18 protein-coding genes are annotated in these 22619 nt (G+C 62.3%); 7 read left to right on the top strand and 11 right to left on the bottom strand.

The genetic code is table 11. From position 1 onward, the window contains the following. Positions 1 to 179 precede the first annotated feature (179 nt). Entirely contained in the window at positions 180 to 524 is a 345-nt protein-coding gene (locus ACMV18_RS12590) for a hypothetical protein (protein WP_420818135.1), read from the top strand. Between the two features lie 4 nt (positions 525 to 528). Here the strand turns inward: ACMV18_RS12590 and ACMV18_RS12585 are convergent, their stop codons facing one another. From ACMV18_RS12585 to ACMV18_RS12570, 4 genes are read right to left on the bottom strand one after another with little or no spacing between them, the layout of a single operon-like run. After that, positions 529 to 1332, bottom strand: a complete 804-nt coding sequence (locus tag ACMV18_RS12585; protein WP_420818134.1) for an SDR family oxidoreductase — start codon at positions 1330 to 1332, stop codon at positions 529 to 531. Between the two features lie 2 nt (positions 1333 to 1334). Continuing rightward, positions 1335 to 1958: an LPS export ABC transporter periplasmic protein LptC gene (gene lptC / locus ACMV18_RS12580; protein ID WP_420818133.1), complete on the bottom strand. Its 624-nt coding sequence runs from the start codon at positions 1956 to 1958 to the stop codon at positions 1335 to 1337. Then, a complete protein-coding gene (locus tag ACMV18_RS12575) occupies positions 1955 to 2542 on the bottom strand; it encodes a KdsC family phosphatase (RefSeq protein ID WP_374257056.1) in 588 nt (195 codons plus the stop codon). Before ACMV18_RS12575 ends, lptC begins: the two co-directional genes overlap by 4 nt. Then, positions 2542 to 3540, bottom strand: a complete 999-nt coding sequence (locus tag ACMV18_RS12570; RefSeq protein ID WP_374257054.1) for a KpsF/GutQ family sugar-phosphate isomerase — start codon at positions 3538 to 3540, stop codon at positions 2542 to 2544. The genes ACMV18_RS12575 and ACMV18_RS12570 overlap by 1 nt, the downstream gene beginning before the upstream one ends. Positions 3541 to 3628: 88 nt before the next feature. Here ACMV18_RS12570 and ACMV18_RS12565 point away from each other — a divergent pair, with 88 nt between their 5' ends. Next, positions 3629 to 5644, top strand: coding sequence for a cation:proton antiporter (locus tag ACMV18_RS12565; protein ID WP_420818132.1), 2016 nt, complete (start codon positions 3629 to 3631; stop codon positions 5642 to 5644). Between the two features lie 113 nt (positions 5645 to 5757). Continuing rightward, on the top strand, positions 5758 to 9855 hold the full coding sequence (locus ACMV18_RS12560) for a response regulator (protein WP_420818130.1): 4098 nt from the start codon (positions 5758 to 5760) through the stop codon (positions 9853 to 9855). Here ACMV18_RS12560 and ACMV18_RS12555 read toward each other — a convergent pair. The 3 genes from ACMV18_RS12555 to mnmE form a co-directional block, all read right to left on the bottom strand. Further along, positions 9843 to 10907, bottom strand: a complete 1065-nt coding sequence (locus ACMV18_RS12555; protein WP_420818129.1) for an HD domain-containing phosphohydrolase — start codon at positions 10905 to 10907, stop codon at positions 9843 to 9845. The two genes, ACMV18_RS12560 and ACMV18_RS12555, sit on opposite strands and share 13 nt — an antisense overlap. 9 nt (positions 10908 to 10916) lie before the next feature. Continuing rightward, a complete protein-coding gene (locus ACMV18_RS12550) occupies positions 10917 to 11384 on the bottom strand; it encodes a cyclic nucleotide-binding domain-containing protein (protein ID WP_374258886.1) in 468 nt (155 codons plus the stop codon). Between the two features lie 152 nt (positions 11385 to 11536). Next, a complete protein-coding gene (gene mnmE, locus ACMV18_RS12545; RefSeq protein WP_420818128.1) occupies positions 11537 to 12967 on the bottom strand; it encodes a tRNA uridine-5-carboxymethylaminomethyl(34) synthesis GTPase MnmE in 1431 nt (476 codons plus the stop codon). A 99-nt stretch (positions 12968 to 13066) separates the two neighbouring features. Between mnmE and ACMV18_RS12540 the strand changes: the two genes are divergently transcribed. Next, a complete protein-coding gene (locus ACMV18_RS12540) occupies positions 13067 to 13519 on the top strand; it encodes a PEP-CTERM sorting domain-containing protein (protein WP_420818127.1) in 453 nt (150 codons plus the stop codon). 67 nt (positions 13520 to 13586) lie between these two features. Here the strand turns inward: ACMV18_RS12540 and yidC are convergent, their stop codons facing one another. From yidC to rpmH, 4 genes are all read right to left on the bottom strand, one after another. Beyond that, positions 13587 to 15263, bottom strand: a complete 1677-nt coding sequence (gene yidC, locus ACMV18_RS12535; RefSeq protein WP_420818126.1) for a membrane protein insertase YidC — start codon at positions 15261 to 15263, stop codon at positions 13587 to 13589. After that, complete coding sequence (gene yidD / locus ACMV18_RS12530; RefSeq protein WP_420818136.1) at positions 15260 to 15520, bottom strand: membrane protein insertion efficiency factor YidD; 261 nt, start codon at positions 15518 to 15520, stop codon at positions 15260 to 15262. The genes yidC and yidD overlap by 4 nt, the downstream gene beginning before the upstream one ends. 62 nt (positions 15521 to 15582) lie before the next feature. Beyond that, entirely contained in the window at positions 15583 to 16098 is a 516-nt protein-coding gene (locus ACMV18_RS12525) for a ribonuclease P protein component (RefSeq protein WP_420818125.1), read from the bottom strand. Positions 16099 to 16242: 144 nt separating this feature from the next. After that, positions 16243 to 16377: a 50S ribosomal protein L34 gene (gene rpmH / locus ACMV18_RS12520; protein ID WP_058086564.1), complete on the bottom strand. Its 135-nt coding sequence runs from the start codon at positions 16375 to 16377 to the stop codon at positions 16243 to 16245. 306 nt (positions 16378 to 16683) lie between these two features. Here rpmH and dnaA point away from each other — a divergent pair, with 306 nt between their 5' ends. The 3 genes from dnaA (at position 16684) to gyrB (ending at position 22523) form a co-directional block, all read left to right on the top strand. Beyond that, a complete protein-coding gene (gene dnaA, locus ACMV18_RS12515) occupies positions 16684 to 18183 on the top strand; it encodes a chromosomal replication initiator protein DnaA (protein ID WP_420818124.1) in 1500 nt (499 codons plus the stop codon). A gap of 547 nt (positions 18184 to 18730) precedes the next feature. Further along, positions 18731 to 19858, top strand: a complete 1128-nt coding sequence (dnaN, locus tag ACMV18_RS12510) for a DNA polymerase III subunit beta (RefSeq protein WP_374258880.1) — start codon at positions 18731 to 18733, stop codon at positions 19856 to 19858. A gap of 139 nt (positions 19859 to 19997) precedes the next feature. Continuing rightward, entirely contained in the window at positions 19998 to 22523 is a 2526-nt protein-coding gene (gyrB, locus tag ACMV18_RS12505) for a DNA topoisomerase (ATP-hydrolyzing) subunit B (protein ID WP_420818123.1), read from the top strand. Positions 22524 to 22619: the final 96 nt, after the last annotated feature.

The raw sequence follows: 22619 nt of genomic DNA, 5'->3' as shown, positions 1-22619 counted from the left end.
AAGATCAGGCCGCCACCATGGCCGCCTTGAAGGTCAAAAAGCTCAGCAACGAACTCCAGTTATCCCTCCTGTAGTGGCACGCTGACTAGGTCAACCTAGTCAAATCAACCACTTACAGCATTTGGTGTCGAACTCGGGGGGCCGCACAGGCCGCCACCAATGTCGGCGTCAGTGTCAGCGTGAACCAGCCCGGGTTTTATGGCCGGGTCGACATCGGTGACACGCAGCCTGTCCTGGTCTACCCCCAGCCCGTGATCATTCGCCAGCAGCCTTACGGCATGCAGCAGCGTCCCATCTACCTGCGCGTGCCACCGGGCCACTCCAAGAATTGGGCGCGCTACTGCAACCACTACAACGCCTGCGGTCAGCCGGTGTACTTCGTCCGGGACATGCCGCCTCAAGGCGGGCGCCACGATGATCGCCGTCCGGGCGGTGGCTGGGACGATGACCGCCACGGTCGCGGACACGAGCGCGACGACGATCATGGCCACGGTCATGGTCACGGCCACGGCGGCCGTCACTGATGGCTCAGGGGTCGCTGCGGCGCCGCTTCTTGCGGTGCTGCTGCGCCCCCACGATGCGATCAAACAGACCACGGGGTAGCCAGCGCATGATGCTGGCGACCACGCCCATCTGCCAGGGAATCACCCGCCAGCGCACGCCCTGCTGAATCGCGCGGAATGCCTGCTCGGCAAAATCAGCGGCGTTCATCAAAAAGGGCATGGGGTAGTCGTTCTCACGCGTCAAGGGCGTGTCGATGTAGCCCGGCGCCAGGGTCACCACCTTGACGCCATGGGCTTGCAACTCGCCACGCAAGGTTTCGCACAGCTGCACGACGGCGCCTTTGGCCGCGCAATAGCCGGCATGCCCAGGCAAGCCTCGCACGGAGGCCACACTGGCCATTCCTACCAGGTAGCCCGAGCGCCGCTGCTTCATGGCGTCGATGAAGGGCTGAAAGGTGGCCGCCAGCCCCAGCACATTGGTGTCCAGCAGGTCCTTGAGCACGGCCAGATCTTCCTGGTAGCTCAAATCGATGCCCACGCTGATGCCCGCATTGGCCACCACCACATCCGGCACGCCTTGCTGCTGCAGGCAGGCCTGCGCGGCGATCTGGATCTGCGCGAGGTCACGGACATCGGCTTCGTAGACCGCCCATTGCGAAGCGGGCCAGCCCTGTTCAGCGCACCACTGCTGCAACAGCGCCCCTCGACGAGCCACCAGCGCCAGCCGCCAGCCCGCCTGGGCATAACGCGCAGCCAAGGCCTGGCCAATGCCGCTGGAGGCCCCGGTGATGAACAGCAGCGGGGCCATCTGTCCGTTTGGAGAGGACATGTTCAGCGGGTGGGCGCGTCGTACTGGCCGACCACACGCCCCTGCAGCTGCGCCACGCCGCTGTTCTGGTCGTAGCGCAAACCTTGCGCACGCACCACGCTGTGGTCCTGCTCCATCTTGACTGCGGTGTTCGAACTCACCACGCGGGCACGGGTGTCGATGCGCAAGCCTTCCCCGCTGAAGTTGGCAGGGCCCACATCACGGCGCAAGCCGCTGCCAGGCTCAGGATAGGACACCGCCTGGGCGCGGACCTGGCCCCGCAGCGTCACCACTTCGGCGCGCTGGTCGGCCTCGCCTTCGCGTGCCTGGGCGTGCAGGCTCTGGCCTTTGGCATCGCGGGCGGCCAGGGTCAATTCGTCCACCAGCAAGCGCTCGGTGGCAGGGAAATGTCGGATGCGGTCACCATCGAGCACCGCTTCCAGGCGCCCTTGCGGGTCCACCCGAACGATGCGGGCACGGTGCAACTCGTAGTCGGGCGCCGATGCGGCCGGCTTGGCGCCGCTGGCACCGCCTTCACGTGGCGACGACTGAACCAGCCACCAGGTGAAGCCGGCCAGGACCGCCGCCCCCAAGACAGGCAGCGCGGCCTGCGCGCGCTCCAGCACCAACCACCAGCGCGCGTTCACCGCGTGGCTCCTGCCGCCGTGGTGTCGAGCGTCTGCAAATGGCCTTGCAGCAGCGCCTCATAGCGCCCAGTGGCCCACAACAGCAGGTCACAGCACTCGCGTGCGGCACCTTGCCCGCCGCGCAAGGCGCTGACGTGATGGGCCACAGCCTTGACCTCGGCATGGGCGTTGGCGGGCGCCACGGCCAGCCCTGCACGCACCAGCAAGGGCAAATCAGGCCAGTCATCCCCCATCACCGCCATCTCGGCCCACGACACGCCCAACTGGGCCATGAGGGGCTCGGCCGCCGCGAGCTTGTCGTGCGCGCCAAAGACAGCATGGGTCACGCCCAGGTCCTTCAAGCGTCGGCGCACCGAGGGCGAATCCCGTCCGGTGATCACGATGGGGGTGATGCCGCCTTGCGCCAGCAACTTCAAGCCATGACCATCCAGTGCGTGGAAAGCCTTCAGGGTCTCGCCCGCCTCGCTGATGAACAGCGTGCCATCGGTGAGCACCCCGTCCACATCAAAAATGGCCGCACGGATGGTGCTGCCCAGTTGCTTCAGGCTGGACGGGAAGGTCAGGGTCGGAACGAGGGGGCGCATCAGATCACCTTGGCACGCATCAGATCATTGGTGTTGACGGCACCGACCAGGATGCCCTGTGCATCGGTCACCAGCAAGGTGTTGATGCGATGGGCTTCCATGATCGACACGGCCTCGGCGGCCAGCACGTCATCGCGAATGGTACGCGGCGATGGGGTCATCAGCTCGCGGGCCGTCAGGGCGCGCAGGTCCACCCCCGCTTCGATCTTGCGACGCAGGTCACCGTCGGTGAACACGCCCGCCAGTTGGCCAGACGCCTCCACCACGGCGGTGGCACCCAGACCCTTGGCACTCATCTCGCGCATGACATCGCCAAAGCTGGCCTCGGGGGCGACACGCGGCACGGCATCGCCTGACCGCATCACATCGCGCAGATGGGTCAGCAATTTGCGGCCCAGTGCGCCACCAGGGTGCGAGCGGGCAAAGTCTTCTGCCTTGAAGCCACGCAACTCCAGCAACACCACGGCCAGGGCATCGCCCAGCGCCATTTGCACGGTGGTGCTGGCGGTAGGCGCCAGATTGAGCGGGCAGGCTTCCTGGTCCACAGCACTGTCGAGCACCACGTCGGCATGGCGGGCCAGCGAAGAAGCCGGCTTGCCCGTCATGGCCAGCAAGGTCACGCCTTGGCGCTTGAGCACAGGCAGCAAAGCGGTGAGTTCTTCGCTTTCGCCCGAATTGGAGATGGCCAGCACCACATCGCCCGGCTGCACCATGCCCAGGTCACCGTGGTGGGCCTCGGCCGGATGCACGAACATGGCAGGGGTGCCCGTGGACGCCAGCGTGGCCGTGATCTTGCGGCCCACGTGGCCACTCTTGCCCATGCCCATCACCACCACCCGACCACGGCAGGCGAGCATGGCCTGCACAGCCTGTGTGAAGGATGCGCCGGCATCACCCAGCAAACGCTCGTTCAGCCCTTGAATGGCGCGCGCTTCAATGTCCAGGGCCTGACGGGCCAGCGCCACGGTGGCGGCTTGGGAAGAGGGAGTGACTGACATGAGAAACCAAGTAATCAAGGCATGGAATGGGTTTTTGAAACAAGCGCCCTGCCATGCCGGGTAGGATCAGGGGGATTCTAGGGACAACATGGCCACTACGCTCGACCTGACGCTGCTTTACTTGTTCGCCGCTGTGATCGGTGTGGTGTTGTGCCGCCTCATGAAGCTCCCACCGATGCTGGGTTATCTGGCGGTGGGCGTGGTGATTGGCCCCAATGCCTTGGCGCTGGCCAAGGATTCGGCCGGGGTGCGTTACCTGGCTGAATTCGGCGTGGTGTTCCTGATGTTCGTGATTGGTCTGGAATTCAACCTGCCCAAGCTGCGCAGCATGAAGTCGCTGGTGTTCGGGCTCGGACTCAGTCAGGTCGGGCTCACCATCGTGGCCACCGTGGTGGGGCATCTGGCGCTGGCAAGTGGTTTGGCCTATCTTGGCCATGACGGCGGCTTGCTGGGCTGGAACATCAACTGGCAAGGTGCCGTCGCTTTAGGCGGTGCCTTGGCCATGAGTTCCACCGCCATCGTGGTGAAGATGATGGCCGACCGGCTGGAGCTGGAAAGCGAGCATGGCCGCCGCGTCATGGGCATCTTGCTGTTTCAGGATCTGGCCGTGGTGCCCCTGCTGGTGCTGATTCCGGCACTCGGTGACTCGGCCTCGGAGCTGACCCGCACCCTGGGTCTGGCCGCCTTGAAGGCCGGGGCCTTGCTGGCCGTGCTGCTGGCCGGTGGTCAGAGGGTGATGCATTGGTGGTTGACCCTGGTGGCGCGCCGAAAAAGCGACGAGCTCTTCATGCTCAACCTGTTGCTGGTGACATTGGGACTGGCCTGGCTGACCGAACATTTCGGGTTGTCGCTGGCACTGGGCGCCTTCGTGGCCGGCATGCTGATTGCCGAGACCGAATACAAGCACCAGGTGGAGACCGACATCCGGCCGTTCCACGACGTGCTGCTGGGCCTGTTCTTCATCACCATCGGCATGAAGCTCGATTGGCACAGCCTGATCGATAGCTGGGCGCTCGTGCTGCTGCTGAGCACCCTGCCCGTCTTGTTCAAGCTGGGCCTGGTCACGTCCCTGGCCAAGGGCTTCGGTGCCACCACGGGCGTGGCCTTGCGCACCGGCCTGTACCTGGCGCAGGCCGGCGAATTCGGCTTCGTGCTGCTGTCGCTGGCCACCGAGCAGCACCTGATCCCCCAGCATGTGGAAAGCCCCTTGCTGGCGGCCATGGTGATGTCCATGCTGATCACGCCGCTGATCATCCAGTACAGCGACCGCATCGTGATGCGGGTGTCGTCCACCGACTGGCTGATGCAATCGCTGGCCATGACCAAGATCGCATCCAAAGCCATCAACACCGACCGCCATGTGCTGATCTGCGGTTACGGCCGATGCGGCCAGAACCTGGCCCGCCTGCTGGAGCAAGAAGGCATCCCCTACATGGCACTGGATCTGGATCCGGACCGGGTGCACCAGGCCGCCATCGCCGGACAGAACGTGGTGTTTGGCGATGCCACCCGCCTGCAAAGCCTGGTCGCGGCGGGCTTGTCGCGTGCGTCGGCCCTGGTCATCACCTACCCGGACACGGCCTCGGCCAAAAAGATCCTGCACCTGGTGCGCGAGCACGCGCCCACCGTACCGGTGGCCGTGCGCACCATTGACGATGCTCGCCTGGATGCCTTGCAAGCCGCCGGGGCCACCGTCGTGGTGCCCGAGGCGATTGAAGGCTCGCTGATGCTGGCTTCGCAAACGTTGGCGCTGGTGGGCATTCCCATCCGCCGGGTGATCCGTCTGGTGCAAGACCAGCGGGTGGCGCGCTACGGTTTGCTGCGCGGCTACTTCCACGGTGCCGATGACGACAACGAAGACGAAGGCGAGCTGCAACGTCTGGCCTCCATCACCCTGTCGACCGATGCCGTGTGTGTGGGCACCTCTCTGAGCGATTGCCTGGACGCCAAGCTCCCCGAGGTCACCCTGGTCTCGTTGCGCTGCGCCAGCGGCCGGGTGCTGCAGCCCGACGCCGACCGTACGCTGGAAGCGGGTGACACGCTGGTGCTGTCCGGCCGCCCACGCGACCTGACCCGCGCCGAGCGTTTGCTGCTCAAGGGTTGAGCCGTCGTCCGATGACTCACCGGCCGGGAATCACCCGGCTGGCTTATCCCGCGCCGAACAGGCACACTCTTCATCAAAGTCTGTCACAGGCTTTGCAGGAGGAGTGATACCGCATGGTCGAGGCGCACGACGAGCCCCAAGCTTTCCATCCCCCCCGGCCCCACGTGCTGCCCCGTCTTCAAGTGGGTCATTGGTGGCTGGCGGTCGGTCTATGGACCTTGCTGATCGGGCTGGGGACGGCCTGGCTCATCGATCACGATCTGCGTGACACACGCGCCGAGCAGCTCAATCTGGCCGAGCAACGCCTCAACACCCTGCATAACGCGCTGACCCTGAGCTTTCAGCAACTGGGCGCCTTGCCCAAAGCCCTGTCGCGTCAGGCCCCCCTCTCGCGCTACCTGCAAGACACCCACATTGCCGACAGCGCGCAGCTCACGCCGGACCAGCGTACCGCTGTGCGCGACACCGCCACCCGCCAGCAAGCAGTGCGCGCCATGAGCCAGCTGCTGCAGGACACCACGCAGGACTTCCAGCTCAGCCATCTGTTTTTGCTCGACCGCTACGGCACCACCGTGGCCGACAGCAGCTATGACGCCCTGCACAACGCCATCGGCACCAATTTCCGGACCCGCCAGTACTACACGGATGCCCTGCTCCATCCCGATGGGCTGGCGCATCAATTTGCCGTCGGCAAACTGACGCACACCCCCTCCTTCTTTTTCTCAGCCCGAATGGGTGAGGCCAGTCAGCCTGAAGGGGTGATTGTGGTGGTGCAAGAGTCCCATGCATTTCAGCATCTGTTTGACGACGCCAAGCATCGCCTGTTCGTCACCGATGGCCGGGGAGTGGTCTTGATGGGCAATCAGCCCGGCTACCTGCTCCAACGCATCCCCATGACCACCGCGGCACCGCCTGACGAAGCCACCGCCGAACGGGTGTACCAGCGCATGCCACCCATGCTGCCCTGGCAGCACGACCGGCTGGAGCGTGGCGAGCGACAAGCCGATTTCGTGGTGGACGAGTCCGGTCAGCCTTATCTGGCTTTGTCCAAGTCCATCAATTGGGGCGACCTGACCCTCTGGGCCATGGTGCCACGCGAAGCCGAAGGGGCGCTCATCCTCAAATGGAGTACCGGCGGCGCGCTGCTGCTGGTCAGTGGCTACTGGTTGTTGAGCGCCCTGCAACAGCGTCAGCGCCGTCTGAAACAAGTCACGCATGCGCAGCAAAACCTGTCACAAATGGCGCACGCCTTGCCTCTGACGGTGTTTTGCTGGGAACAGCCGACGCACGGGCCTGGGCACTTCAGCTTCGTTGGCGAGCAGGTGGAAGCCACCTTGGGCTACACCAGTGAACAACTGGCGCACCACCCGACTCAGATCTGGGAAATGATGGGCAAGGGGCAATGCCTGCCCCCCACCGTCATGACCGACTTTCTGCTTCAGAGCCCCAAGCTCGACAAGCCCGTCTGGATCCGGTGTGAAAGCCGTCTGAGCGAACGCCCCGACGGCACCCGCATCTACAACGGGTACTGGTCTGACATCAGCGCCATCAAACAAGTTGAGGCGCGCACCCAGGCTGTGTTCCAGCACGCCCCGCTAGCCTTCCTCTTCTACACCCTCGACCACGGCATCGTGCGTTGCAATCCGGAAGCCTTGCGCCTGTTTGGCTGTGCCAGCGAATCTGATTTATTGGGCTTGATGCCTTACCTGCCCCCCTTGTCCCCCGCAGACCATTCGGTCGAACGCATCAACGAAGTGGTCGCTCACATCCGTCAGATGGGCCAAACCATGCGGGCCGAGACCGTCACATGGCGACACACCCGCCTGGACGGCACCCCTTTTGACGCCGAGGTGGTGGTGCTGCCTTTCGAGCATGAAGGCCGTGTGCAGTACTGCGCCATCGTGCAAGACATCACCGCACGCAACCAAGCTGCCGAGGCGCTGCAACAAGCCCGCAAGGAAGCAGAGGCCGCCACCCAAACCAAGAGCCAGTTCCTGGCCAACATGTCCCATGAAATCCGCACGCCCATGAACGCCATCATGGGCATGACGCATCTGGCCCTGCTCGACGACTTGCCCGCCAAGGCACGCAATTACATTGAAAAGGCCCACCGCGCGGCCAGCAACCTGCTCGACATCCTCAACGACGTGCTCGATGTGTCCAAGATCGAGTCCGGCAAGCTGGAACTCGAATACACCGATTTCCAGCTCGAAAGCGTTGTCCACAACATGGCCGACGTCCTGGGTATGCGGGCCGAGGAAAAGGGCCTGGAGCTGCTGTTTGCCGCCCCTCCCGATCTGCCCACCGCCCTGATCGGTGACCCCATCCGGCTTGGCCAAATTCTCATCAACCTGGGGACCAACGCCATCAAGTTCACGCCCCAAGGCGAAGTCGTGATCGGCTGTGAAGTGCAACAACGTCAGGCCGATGCGGTCTTGCTGCACTTCTGGGTGCAGGACAGCGGCATCGGCATGCCACCCGAGCAAATAGACCGACTGTTCCAACCCTTTACCCAGCTCGACAGCTCCACCACGCGTCAATACGGCGGTACAGGCTTGGGGCTGACCATTTCGCGCCAGCTGGTTGACATGATGAACGGCCGCATCTGGGTCAACAGTGCGCCAGGCAAAGGGTCCACCTTCCATTTCACCGCCCGCTTTGGTCTGCAAGACCAGGCCATTCCCCGCCGAGCGCTGCTGGCCAGTGAATTGCAGGGCAAACGTCTGCTGCTGGTCGACGACAACGCCTGTGCCCGTGATGTGCTGGGACACATGGCTGCCCGCCTGGGACTGCACGTCGATGTGTGTGACAGCGGTGAACAGGCCTTGGCCAAGATGCAGGAAGCCGCGCAATCCGGCACCCCGCATGACGTGCTGCTGACCGACTGGCAAATGCCCGACATGGACGGCATCACCTTTGCTCGCCAAGCCTTGGCGCTGCCCCCTGAGCGACGCCCCTGTGTCCTGCTGGTCACGGCCTTCTCGCGTGACGAGGCACTCAAGGCGGCCGATGGCGTGGACTTCGCCGGCATCCTTCACAAACCGGTCACCCCGTCCACCTTGCTGGACAGCCTGACACGCGCGCTGGGGCACACCACGCAAATCGATGACACCCCACGCGCCGGCAACCGGGTCCTGCTCCATGCCCAACGTCAACTGGCCGGGGCCCGCGTGCTGCTGGTAGAAGACCAACCCGTCAATCAGGAACTGGCCTGTGATCTGCTGCAACGCGCCGGCCTGACCGTCATCACAGCGGCAAACGGTCAGGAAGCGCTGGAAAAGCTCGATACCGCCGGCCCCTTCGACGGCGTGCTCATGGATTGCCAGATGCCCGTGATGGACGGCTACACCGCCACCGAACGCATTCGTGCACGCACCGAATGGCAAACCTTGCCCGTGATCGCCATGACCGCCAGCGCCCTGGCATCCGACCGTGAGCGGGTGTTGCAAGCCGGCATGAACGACCACATCACCAAACCCCTGGACCTGGGCCAGATGTTCACCATCATGGCCCGGTGGATCCAGCCCGCCCATCCGGTGGCGGCACAGCCAGAACCGGGCACCGAAACGGCGGCGCTTGCGCAACTTCAGTCCATCGACACCGTGGACGGGTTGGAGCGCTGCATGGGCAATGTCGAGTTGTACCGACGCCTGCTGCGGGGCTTTGCCCGCACCCAACAAGACTTTGCAGCCCGACTCCAAGCCGACGGCGAAGATCTGGACGCCGCTGTGCAACACACCCACACGCTCAAGGGGCTGGCGGGCAACATCGGTGCCAAATCACTCTATGAGGCGGCCAGCACGCTGGAACACATGCTGCTGACCGCTGCGTCATCCACAGGACAGGAAGTGGAAGGCGCCACGCCACCGGCAGACGCTGCGCCCCTTGAGACCGCCCTGGCCCACACCCTGGAAGTCCTGCAACAGGTGATCGCCGACATTGCCAGCCTGAACACCCCCTCGGCCACCACGGCCGAAACGGCGCCCATGGCCTTGCAGGATGAGCGACTGCACGCCCACTGGCAACGCCTGCATCACCTCATCGAGGACAACGACGCCCACGCGCGCGAACTGCTCGTCGAACTGCTGGACACCTGGCCGGCACTGGGTCGCCACAGCGACATCGTCAAGCTCAACCAGGCGCTTGGCGTGTATGACTTTGACGCGGCGATGCGCTACCTATCAGGGATCACCGGCCATCAGACCGGATGATCCACCATGGATCCGCGCTCATCGGCGTACAAGGCGGTGATGCGCAGGATCTCGTGGCGCTGAGCCAGGAACGCGTCGATCAAAGCCGGATCAAACGCCTTGCCTCGCTCCTCCACCATGATGGCAATGGCCTGCTCGGCCGAGAAAGGCTCTTTGTAGGGGCGACGGCTGACCAAGGCATCAAACACATCGGCAATGGCCACAATGCGGCCCGGCAGCGGAATCTGCTCACCTTGCAAGCCCTGTGGATAGCCCGTGCCATCCCAGCGTTCATGGTGTGTCAGGGCAATCGTGCGAGCCATCGACAGCAGCTCGTTGTCATGCTTGCCAATGATCTCGGCGCCAATTTGAGGATGCTGGCGCACCACCTTCATCTCATCCGCTGTCAGAGGTCCCGGCTTGAGCAAAATGCTGTCCGGAATGCCGATCTTGCCCACATCGTGCATGGGCGCAGTCTGAAACAAGAGCTGCACGGCCTCCGGCCCCAGGCCGGCTTCCTGCGCCACCAGACGGGTCACATGGGCCATGCGCACCACATGGTTGCCCGTGGCGTTGTCCTTGTATTCGGCCGCCCGCCCCAAACGGCGGATCAGTTGCTGGCGCGACGCCACCAGCTCACCCGTGCGCTGCGCCACCATGCGCTCCAGCTCGCGCGACTGGTCGTACAAAGCCAGATGGGTGCGCACCCGTGCCTGCACCAGCGCCGGGCTGATGGGCTTGGTGATGTAGTCCACCGCACCCAGTGACAGCCCCAGACTTTCGTCTTCGACCGTGCTCATGGCGGTCACAAAAATGATGGGAATGCGTCGGCGATCCGGGTTGGACTTGATGCGCTGACACACCTCATGCCCGCTGATGTCGGGCATCATGATGTCGAGCAGGATCAGATCTGGCGGCTCGTCGGAATAGACGATCTTCAGCGCCTTTTCACCAGAGGTCGCGACCTTGATCCGGTACTCGCTGCTCAGGATGTGAGACAACAGTTCGATGTTCTGGGGCGAATCATCGGCAACCAGAATGGTCGGGCGACGGGGACCGAGTGCTGCAGACATGAGACCTCGTCAAGCCGCAGGAATCTGGCGGCTCATGTTGGCGCGCATCCGGGTGGCCATCACGGCACCAGCGGCCTTCAACACTTCCACGGCCACGACGGGCACGCGGGCACACAACTCTTCAAAACGGGGCAAGCGCAAGGCATAGATCACGCACGGGGTCATGGCCTCCACATTGGCTGTACGTTGCCCATCGCTGAAGAGGCCAGGTTCACCACACATGGCACCCGGGCGCAAGATGGCGATCCGCGAAGCACCGGGCGCAGCCCCCGTGACGAACACCTGCAAAGAGCCCTGCCCCAAAAAGTACACCGTGCGGTCACGGTCGCCTTGCTTGACCAGCAGATCGCCCGAACGCAGCTCATGCCGTGTCAGGTACTGGCAGAAGGTCCGCCATTGCTGAGGGTCCAGGCGAGGACGGAAGGAATCCTCCGTGTTGAGGGTTTGAATCGCCTGAATCAGTTCCGTCGAATCCATCGTCGCCTCGTTTATCAAGAACCCGTGCAGTGATGCGCACAAGTTACTTAATTTAAACGATCATGGATCAACGGTGAATGAGTAGTCGCCGCACTGTCCTCGATTTGCCTGGAACAAGGGGGTAATCGAGGGAACCTTTTGCAAGAAACCGACTATTTCCCGATGCAAAAGCGCGTGAAGATCTCGCCCAGCAGGTCGTCCGCCGAAAACGCGCCAGTGATCGTGCCCAGCGCGTTGTGCGCCAGGCGCAGCTCTTCAGCCAGCAAATCCAGCGCCCCATCGCTCAAGGCCGCATGCGCCTGCGCCATTTCCAGGTGCTCACGGGCCGTCCGCAAGGCCTGCACATGGCGTTGCCGGGCAATGAACACCCCTTCGGGCGCCGCCTGCCAACCGGCCATGTCCAGCAAGGTGTGCCGCAAGGCTTGCAAGCCCTCGCCAGTTTTGGCCGACAAGGCCAGCACCGGCCCCGCAGGCAGCACCCCGGCCTGCACGGCGGGTGACAGGCTGCCTGCATCCGCCTTGTTGAACACGTGCACCACCGGCACGCCATCCGGCAACTTGGCTGCGATGTCGGCGTCGGCCTGGGCGTAAGCCAGGTTGTCCACACGGGTCAGGTCGTGCAGAAACAGCACGGCATCGGCCTGGCCAATGGCCTCCCAGCTGCGCGCCATGCCAATGCGCTCGACTTCGTCGGATGCCTCGTGATCGGCCCGCAAACCGGCGGTGTCGATCACATGCAGTGGCACGCCTTCGATCTGGATGGTTTCACTGACCTTGTCACGCGTGGTACCCGCGATGGGCGTGACGATGGCCAGCTCGGCCCCGGCCAGGGCATTGAGCAAGGAACTCTTGCCCGCATTCGGCTGCCCGGCCAACACCACCTGCAAGCCCTCGCGCAGCAAAGCCCCCTGCCGGGCCTGACGCAACACCCCGTCCAGCGTTTCGGCCACCCGGTCGAGCTTGCCGCGGGCATCGGCCTTTTCAAGGAAGTCGATCTCTTCTTCGGGGAAGTCGAGCGTGGCTTCGACCAGCATGCGCAGGTTGATCAACTTGTCGCGCAAGGCGTCGATTTCCTGGCTGAACGCCCCGCCGAGCGAGCGACTGGCCGACCGCGCGGCCGCCTCGGTGCTGGCATCGATCAAGTCGGCAATCGCCTCGGCCTGCGCCAGGTCGATCTTGTCGTTCAGAAATGCCCGCTGGGTGAACTCACCCGGCTCGGCCAAGCGCAGTCCGGGCAGCACGGCCTGGTCGGTCACGGGATCTTTGGTGGCGGCTGCTTCCAGGCAACGCGCCAGCAACAGCTGCATCACCACCGGGCCGCCGTGACCTTGCAACTCCAGGACATCTTCGCCGGTGTAGCTGTGCGGCGCAGGAAAGTACAGCGCCAGCCCATGGTCAATGGCTTCCCCCTTGGCGTCCTTGAACGGACCATAGGTGGCGACGCGTGCTTGCAAAGTGCGACCACACAGCGCCTGCGCCAAAGGCATCAAGCCTTTACCAGACACCCGCACGATGCCAACGGCCCCTCGGCCGGACGCGGTCGCAACCGCAACGATGGGAGTATGACGATCGAGCCAGGACATGGCCGCGATTCTACCGATGCCCCCAAGATCGGGGTGTTCACGCATCAGACACACGATCATCGTTAAACTGATCGCAAATCATCATCTCAGGGACTTTCCATGCGCCAGCTTCTGCTTGTGGCCTTGACCGTGCTCGCTTCGGCTCACGCTGCAGCGCAAAGCAGTGAGGGCGTGCTGCCAGCCCCCGCACCATTTGACTTCAGCCTGATCCCCGATCAGCCCGCCTTCATCTCGTGCGATGGCCCCAGCAACGCACAGTTCGGTGCCAACATCCTGTACAGCTGCACGGGCAATCTCCTCATCCGGGATGGCTACCTCACTGCCAGCAACAACCTGACCCTCGAAGCCAGCGGGACCTTGTCCTTGTCGACCGTGGCACTGCAGGCCCTCAACATCGTGGTCCTTGCCAGCAGCCTGAACCTCAACGACCGGGTCATCATGCAGACCAGCAACCTGAGCGCCACCACCCCCGTACCGGAACCCGCCAGTTGGGCCTTGATGGGCACGGGCCTGCTGGCCACCTGCTGCGCTCGCCGCCGTCAGCGCACATGAAAAAACCGCCCTCTTGAGGGCGGTTTTTGATTTGGGCACCTCGTTTCCAAGGTGCAGTTCAAACAGCTTACTGAGTCACACCCAGTTGCTTGTTGATGAACCACTGCTGAGCAATCGACAGGATGTTGTTCGTCAGCCAGTACAGCACCAGGCCGGCCGGGAAGAAGAAGAACATCACCGAGAACAGCAGGGGCATGATCCACATCATCTTGGCCTGAACCGGATCCGGCGGGGTCGGGTTCAACCAGGTCTGCAGCAGCGTCGACAAGGTCATCAGGGCGGGCAGCACATAGAACGGATCCTTGACCGACAAGTCCACGATCCAGCCGATCCACGGTGCGTTACGGATTTCCACCGACGACGACAACACCGAGTACAGCGCGATGAACACTGGGATCTGGATCAGGATGGGCAGACAGCCACCGATCGGATTGACCTTCTCCTCGCGGTAGATCTTCAGCATTTCCTGCTGCATCTGCTGCGGGTTGTCCTTCATGTTTTCACGCAGCTGCTGAATGCGCGGATTCAGCGCCTTCATCTTGGCCATCGAGCGGTAAGCACTGGCGTTCAACCAGTAGAACGCCGCCTTCAAGAGCACCACCAGGGCCACGATCGCCCAACCCCAGTTGCCGATGGCACCGTGCAGCTTGTCGAGCAACCAGAACAGCGGCGCCGCCATGATGTGCGTCCAGCCGTAGTCCTTGGTGTACTCCAAACCGGGCGCCAGGGCCTTCAGCTTGTTTTCTTCCTGAGGGCCGACAAACAGCGTCGACTCGAAAGACTTGGACTGACCGGCCGCAATGTCGCCCAGACCGAACAGCATGCCGGTGGCATACAGGTTGGTGGCCAGCTTCTTGCCGTAGAACTCGCGCTGAACCGGGTCGTTTTGCAACCAGGCCGAAGCAAAGTGGTGCTGCACCATGGCGACCCAGCCGTTGTCATCGGCCTTCTCGAACTCGACCTTGCCTTCGGCCAGCTTGTCAAAAGCCAGCTTCTGGTACTTGCCCTTGGCGTTGTAAACGGCCATGCCGGTGTACGCCACCGGACCACCCATGAAGGAGGCCGGGTTGCTGTTGGCTTCGGCCGTGGAGCCATCGCGGGTCAGCTGCAGATACAAGGTGGGACGAATGGCCGAACCGGACGCATTCACCACGTCCTGCTTCACCGCAATGGCGTAATCACCGCGCTTGAAGGTGTAGGTCTTGACCAGCTTGATGCCGTTGACGGGCGCAGACTCCAGCGTCAGGACCAGAGACTCGGCACCGGGTGCCAATTCGCGGTCCTTGCTCACCACCACAAACGGCGTGGTGTGATTGGGCAAGGTCTGACCCGCTGCACTGCCAATCAGACCGGTTTCTGCCACATAGGTGTGGGCGGCCGTCTTGTCGAGCACGACCATGTTCTGGTCAGCCTGTTGAGACTTGTGCTTGAGCAGCTCGACCTTCACCAGGCTGCCGCCGTCGGAATCGACCGTGGCCTTGACCACATCGGTCGTGACGGTGATCAGCTCATGCGGTGCAGCCGGCGCAGAGGCCGAAGACACCACAGCGGGCGCCGCCGCCTGAGCGGCCACCGGCGCCGAAGGCACACCGGTCACGCTGGCAGCCGAAGCAGGGGCCTCTGCCACCGTCGGAGCTGGAGCAAACAGAGATGCTTGACCGGTGTGACGCAGCCAGCCATCCCACAACATCAGCAGTGAGACGGCAAACACCGACCACAGCAGGGTGCGACGCAGATCATTCATGAGCGAGGTGAATCCGACGAAGGGTTACAAAAACGGGACAACAGGCCCGGCGCCTGATCGGGCACCGGATCATGCCCCCCTGCACAAGCAGGGTGGCAACGCAACAAGCGCCGGCCCGCCAGATAGGAACCGGCAACCGGCCCGTGACGCTCCAGCGCTTGCAGCGCGTATTGAGAACAAGTAGGGGTGAACCGACACGCCGATCCCAGCCACGGGCTGAGGAAAAAACGGTATCCGCGCACCACCCCGATCAGCATGGCATTGACCGCAGCACACAGCCACGATGACACAGCACGCCAGACTGACCGAGCAGCCGACATCATGCCTGACCTCTGCTCAGACGGGACCAGAGTTCGTCAAGTTCCGCGCGAACGGCTGCATTCAATGCTTCGGAAGCCGCGCTGGGGAACAATTGGCGGTCAAACGGGGCGCGCAAACGCACGACCCAGCCTTCCACCTCGGCGGTGAAACGGCCTTTGGCCCACACCTGCGGTGCGTGCCGACGCAAAGCCTCACGGCTCTGGTGTCGAATCAGGGAACGGGTCACCGAGCGGCGTGCCTGCTTTTTAGGCAACACCAAGCCCAGACGCCAGCCACGGGGACCTGCGCCAGGCACCTCCACGGTGCAGTCATCCACACACACGGGCTCAACCAGTGCGTCAGATGTTGACAACTTGGGGGCTTGCGTCTCAGAGACGCGGTCGGAACCCGGTACAGGCACCGCATTCACTTGCGGACGCCACAGCGCGTGCAAGACGAAATGCGTCGTGCGCGAAACCGGACGTGAGCCCAACGCCCTGTGGAAATCAGCTGATTTCAGGCTAGGGGGACGCACGGTAAAAAATGGAGATCAAGTCGTGACAAAGCCGGGCATAGACCCGGCCTTGTTCATGCCTGTACTGGCTGGATCGACAAGATACCAACCAGACTGGGACGGCAAGCGACCTGGCATGAGCCAGACCCGCCTTGAATCCAGAAATTACAGGCCCAGACGCTTGCGGCCCTTGGCGCGGCGAGCATTGATGACCTTGCGGCCACCCTTGGTCTTCATGCGCACCAGGAAACCGTGGGTACGGGCGCGGCGGGTCTTGGAAGGTTGGTAAGTACGCTTCATGATGGTCCTTCATGGCGGCCGCCCCATCAGGGCGCAGCCTTTTTTGTCTTGTGATGTCCCTCAGGCGATGCAATTGCCACCCGGGGTACACCCGGCAAGCCATTCAATCAGCTAACCGGACGAACCCGCGATTACAGCAGGTTTTTTATGTCTGGTCAATGCCCTTTCGAACAAGACTGCATCAGAAGTCATGCGTTGCGGTGAACTTGTACCACAACCCCATGTTCAAAAAACTGTGGATAACCTGTCGATTTCTAAGCGGAGCGCGGCTAGAATTCGCCTCCCGAAGAAGGACTTGTCCACAACATGAGCGCCGCCGAATTGTCTGCTGGCCCGATCCAAGACGATCCTGCCACCCTGTGGCAACGTACTTGCGAACGCCTGGCCACCGAACTGCCTGAACAGCAGTTCAACACCTGGATCCGCCCTCTGCCTGCTGCGGATGTCAGCCTGCAAGACGATGGGCTGACCTTGGTGAACGTGCGCGTGCCCAACCGCTTCATGCTCGACTGGATCCGTACCCAGTACAGCGCCCGCCTCGAAGCCATTCTCCACGAGCTGCATGGGGGCGAACTGCGCATGGACATCAGTCTGGCGCCACGCGCTGCGATGCCGGCGACCACGGGTGCCCGCCCTCCGATGGCCATGCCAGGTCGCATGCTGCCGCCCAATGCGCAGTACGCGCCGGCCATGCCGCCGCAAATGGCGCAGCAAGCGGCATCGCCAGCTGCCCCCAACTATCCACAGGCTCAAGAGCCGAGCCGTGCACCGCGCAGTCAACCTCAGGTCATGGGCCTCAACCCGGCGCTGACGTTTGACAACCTCGTGCCCGGTCGCGCCAACCAGATGGCCCGCACCGCGGCCCTGCATGTGGCCGGCGCCCCCGGCCAGATGTACAACCCGCTGTTCATCTACGGTGGCGTGGGTCTGGGCAAAACCCACTTGATGAACGCTGTGGGCAACGCCTTGCTGGCTGACAAGCCCGATGCGCGCATCCTGTACCTGCACGCCGAGCAGTTCATCTCGGATGTGGTGAAGAACTACCAGCGCAAGACCTTTGACGAACTCAAGGCCAAGTACCACAACCTCGATCTGCTGCTGATCGACGATGTGCAGTTCTTTGCGGGCAAAGATCGGACGCAGGAAGAGTTTTTCAACGCTTTCGAAGCGCTGCTGGCCAAGAAGGCCCACATCATCATGACGTCGGACACCTACCCCAAGGGTCTGGCCAACATCGATGAGCGCCTGACCTCACGTTTTGATTCCGGCTTGACCGTGGCCATTGAGCCGCCCGAGCTGGAAATGCGCGTGGCGATTCTGATCAAGAAAGCCCGCCAGGAAGCGGTGGACCTGCCGGAAGACGTGGCGTTCTTCGTGGCCAAGAACGTGCGCGCCAACGTGCGTGAACTCGAAGGTGCCCTGCGCAAAGTGCTGGCCTTCGCCAAGTTCAGCCACAAGGAGATCACAATCAATCTGGCACGCGAAGCCCTGAAGGACCTGCTGTCCATCCAGAACCGCCAGATCTCGGTCGAAAACATCCAGAAGACCGTGGCCGATTTTTACAAGATCAAGGTCGCGGACATGTACTCGAAGAAACGTCCGGCTTCGATCGCCAAGCCACGTCAGATTGCCATGTACCTGGCCAAGGAACTGACGCAAAAGAGCTTGCCCGAGATCGGCGAACTGTTCGGTGGCCGCGATCACACCACCGTGTTGCATGCCGTGCGCAAGATTGCCAGCGAGCGCAGCAAGGACACCGAGCTGAACCAACAGCTCCACGTGCTGGAGCAAACGCTCAAAGGCTGATCGCATCGCGACACAGACACCAAGGAGGCTTCGGCCTCCTTTTTTTTCTCCACAACACTATCTCTTCAATATCTCCTTGGTGGTTGTAGTAGAGGCGTGCTTTTTGTGTGGACAAGTCACTTTTCCTCAGTCCAATCAAGCAGTTGCATGCGCTCAAAGTCTGTGGAGTTCAAGGCTCGGAAGACAGGGACAGTTGCACAACAACTTGTCAAAACGGCTTGTGCGTGTGGAAAACCAGGCGGTTGTCCTTTTTTGATGAACAGGCTTGTTCACAGCCCTCTGTGCCCGTTTTGACGCGTTTCAAGCCCCCTGCCAAATGAGCTGATAGGCTGTCAAGCCAACAAGGTTGTGGACAAAAATTGAACAAGTGGTCGCTTGTCCACAGGGTTTGGGGTTTTTCCAGAGTTGTTGTCTCTTGTCCCCATCTCGAACCGGGGTAGGATCCACAGGCTTGTCCTGCGGCTAAATCCTTGAAGGATCAGGACAAAATAGCGTTGTTCACAGAAAAGGTCGCCCTCTACTACAACGACCAATTTGAAAGACTAAGATGATTGTGTTGAAAGCAGCCCAGGAAAAAGTTCTTGCCGCCCTGCAATCCGTGGCTGGGATCGTGGAACGCCGCCACACCTTGCCCATCTTGGCCAATGTTCTTTTGCGTAAGCAGGGTCCTTCGCTAGAATTGATCACCAGCGATCTGGAAATTCAGATTCGGACCACGGCCCAGCTGGATGGCGATGAAGGGGACTACGCCACCACCGTGGGGGCCAAGAAGCTGGGGGACATCCTCAAGAGCCTGCCTGCTGACCAGATCGTGTCGCTGACGGCTGCGCAAAACAAACTGACGCTGCAAGGTGGCAAGAGCCGCTTCACCTTGCAGACCCTGCCTGCTGAAGATTTCCCGCTGGTGCAGGAAGCCGCTGATTTCGGTCCGGCTTTCAGCGTGCCGCAAAAGACGCTGAAGTCCTTGATTGGTCAGGTGCACTTCGCCATGGCGGTGCACGACATCCGCTACTACCTCAACGGCATCCTGTTCGTGGCCGAAGGCAACAGCCTGACCCTCGTGGCCACCGATGGCCACCGTCTGGCGCTGGCCCAGGCCAATCTGGATGTGGACATGCCCAAGCAGGAAGTCATCCTGCCGCGCAAGACCGTGCTGGAGTTGCAGCGTCTGCTCAAGGACGAAGGCAAGAGCAAGGACGGCGAAGAGCAGATGATCGAAATGCGCTTTGCCGGCAACCAGGCAAAGTTCAGCTTCGGGGGGCTGGAGTTCGTGACCAAGCTGGTCGAGGGCAAGTTCCCCGACTACAACCGCGTCATTCCCAAGAACCACAAGCACCACATCACGCTGGGTCGTGCCGCTTTGCTGGCTTCGCTGCAACGTGCGGCCATCCTGACCTCAGACAAGTTCAAGGGCGTGCGCCTGAACTTCCAGCCCGGTTTGCTGGGCATTGCCTCGAGCAACGCCGAGCAGGAAGAGGCCAAGGAAGAGATCGAAATCGATTACGGCGGCGACAGCTTCGAAATCGGCTTCAACGTCAGCTACCTGATGGATGTGCTGGCCAACATGAGCCAGGACATGGTGACCGTGTCATTGCAGGACGCCAACAGCTCGGCGCTGATCACCAACCCCGAGTTCGAGGGTTTCAAGTACGTCGTGATGCCGATGCGCATCTGAGGCATGCCTGCGACAGCTCTCTCCATCGGGCCCTGACGGGCACGGGCTAGAATAGGGGTCCCCCATTGTCAAATCGGGGATCCCTTTTCCATTTCTGGAACCACATCGCTGGTCCATCCTTTACCAAGCGCTTGTACCCATGACCGACGCCATCCAACCTGATCAGCAGCCACAAACTCCCGTCGCGGCATCCGCTGACACGGGCTATGGCGAAGGCAGCATCCAGATTCTGGAAGGCCTGGAGGCGGTCCGCAAGCGCCCGGGCATGTACATCGGCGACACGTCTGATGGCACGGGTCTGCACCACCTGGTCTTCGAAGTGGTGGACAACTCCATCGACGAAGCCTTGGCGGGGCATTGTGATGACATCGTCGTCACCATCCACACCGACAATTCGATTTCCGTCAGCGACAACGGCCGCGGTATCCCGACCGGTGTCAAGATGGATGACAAGCACGAGCCCAAGCGCTCTGCCGCTGAAATCGCCCTGACCGAGCTGCACGCCGGCGGTAAGTTCAACCAGAACAGCTACAAGGTGTCGGGCGGTTTGCACGGCGTGGGCGTGTCTTGCGTGAATGGCCTGTCGAAGTGGCTGCGCCTGACGGTGCGCCGAGATGGCCAAGTGCATTACATCGAGTTCAAGCAGGGCGTGCCGCAAGACCGGCTGATCGAGGTTCGCGACGGCGTTGAAGTCAGCCCGATGAAGATCATCGGCGAAACCGACAAGCGTGGCACCGAGGTGCACTTCCTGCCGGACACCGAGATCTTCAAAGAGAACAACGAGTATCACTACGACATTTTGGCCAAGCGCCTGCGTGAACTCAGCTTCCTGAACAACGGCGTCAAGATCCGACTGATCGACGAGCGCCACAACAAGGAAGACAACTTTGCCTACGCCGGTGGCGTCAAGGGCTTTGTGGAGTTCATCAACAAGGGCAAGAACATCCTCAACCCGAGCATCTTTCATGCGCAGGGCGACAAGGTGTCGGAGAACGGCACCAACGTGGGTGTCGAAGTGGCCATGCAGTGGAACGAGAGCTACAACGAGAATGTGCTCTGTTTCACCAACAACATTCCGCAGCGCGACGGTGGCACCCACCTGACCGGCCTGCGCGCGGCCATGACCCGCGTGATCAACAAGTACATCGAAGACAACGAATTGGCCAAGAAGGCCAAGGTCGAAGTCGGTGGCGATGACATGCGCGAAGGCCTGGCCTGCGTGGTGTCGGTGAAGGTGCCCGAGCCCAAGTTCTCGAGCCAGACCAAGGACAAGCTGGTGTCGTCGGAAGTGCGTGCGCCGGTGGAAGAAATCGTCTCGCGCTTGCTGACCGACTGGTTGCTGGAGAACCCGACCGACGCCAAGATCATCTGCGGCAAGATCGTGGAAGCGGCGCGTGCCCGTGAAGCCGCCCGCAAGGCCCGTGAGATGACGCGCCGCAAGGGCGTGCTCGACGGCTTGGGCCTGCCCGGTAAGCTGGCCGACTGCCAGGAAAAAGACCCCGCGCTGTGCGAAATCTACATCGTGGAGGGTGACTCCGCCGGCGGCTCGGCCAAGCAAGGTCGTGACCGGAAGTTCCAGGCCATCCTGCCCCTGCGCGGCAAGATCCTGACCGTGGAGAAGGCCCGCTACGAAAAGCTGCTGACCAGCAATGAAATCCTCACGCTGATCACGGCGCTGGGCACCGGCATTGGCCGCGGTGCGGGCAACGACGATTTCAATCCGGACAAGCTGCGCTACCACCGCATCATCATCATGACCGATGCGGACGTGGACGGCGCCCACATCCGGACCCTGCTGCTGACCTTCTTCTTCCGTCAGATGCCGGAGCTGGTTGAGCGCGGCCACATCTACATTGCGCAGCCCCCGCTCTACAAGGTCAAGCATGGCAAGCAGGAGCAATACCTGAAGGACGCGGGCGCCCTGGACGAGTACCTGATGAAGGTGGCGCTCGACGGCGCGGTGGTGGAGCCCGGCCAGGGCAAGCCCGCCATCGGCGGCGAGGCGCTGGCCGAGCTGGCCCAGGCCTATGTGACCGCGCGCAGCGTGGTGGACCGCCTGAGCAACTGGATGGACGTGGAAGCGCTGCGTGCGATTGCCAATGGCCTGACCCTGAACCTGGACACGCTGGCCGATGCCGAAGCCAGTGCCGCCGCCCTCAAGGGCGCGCTGCACAACGCCGAGGTGACGGCCGAGCACGATGCCCGCACGGACAAGCACATCCTGCGCATCAGCCGCATCTTCCACGGCAATACGAAGTACAGCATCATCAATGCCGATTTTGTGCATGGTGCCGACTACGAAGCGCTGAGCAAGGCCGGTGTCACCTTCAAGGACCTGCTGACGGAAGATGCCGTGGTACGTCGGGGCGAAGGCGAGAAGGCGAAAGAGGCCAAGGTGGTCGACTTCCGTGCGGCCATGGCCTGGCTGCTGCAGCAAGCCGAAAGCTCGGTGGGCCGCCAGCGCTACAAGGGTTTGGGTGAAATGAACCCCGAGCAGCTGTGGGAAACCACGATGGATCCGAATGTGCGCCGTTTGCTGCGTGTGCAGATTGAGGACGCCATCGAGGCTGATCGCGTGTTCACCATGCTCATGGGTGACGAGGTGGAGCCACGTCGTGACTTCATCGAGACCAACGCGCTGCGGGCGACGAACATTGATGCTTGATGATCCAGGCGTAGGGCGCCAAATTAGTTGCGACTGGCGCCACACTTCTGCGACTGGCGGACGCTAGTTCTTGCGACTGGCCTACAAAAGCAAAGT

It is taken from the genome of Aquabacterium sp., from assembly GCF_048860245.1.
Taxonomy (GTDB): Bacteria; Pseudomonadota; Gammaproteobacteria; order Burkholderiales; family Burkholderiaceae_C; genus Aquabacterium.
This window is presented reverse-complemented; position numbering and strand designations above follow the sequence as displayed.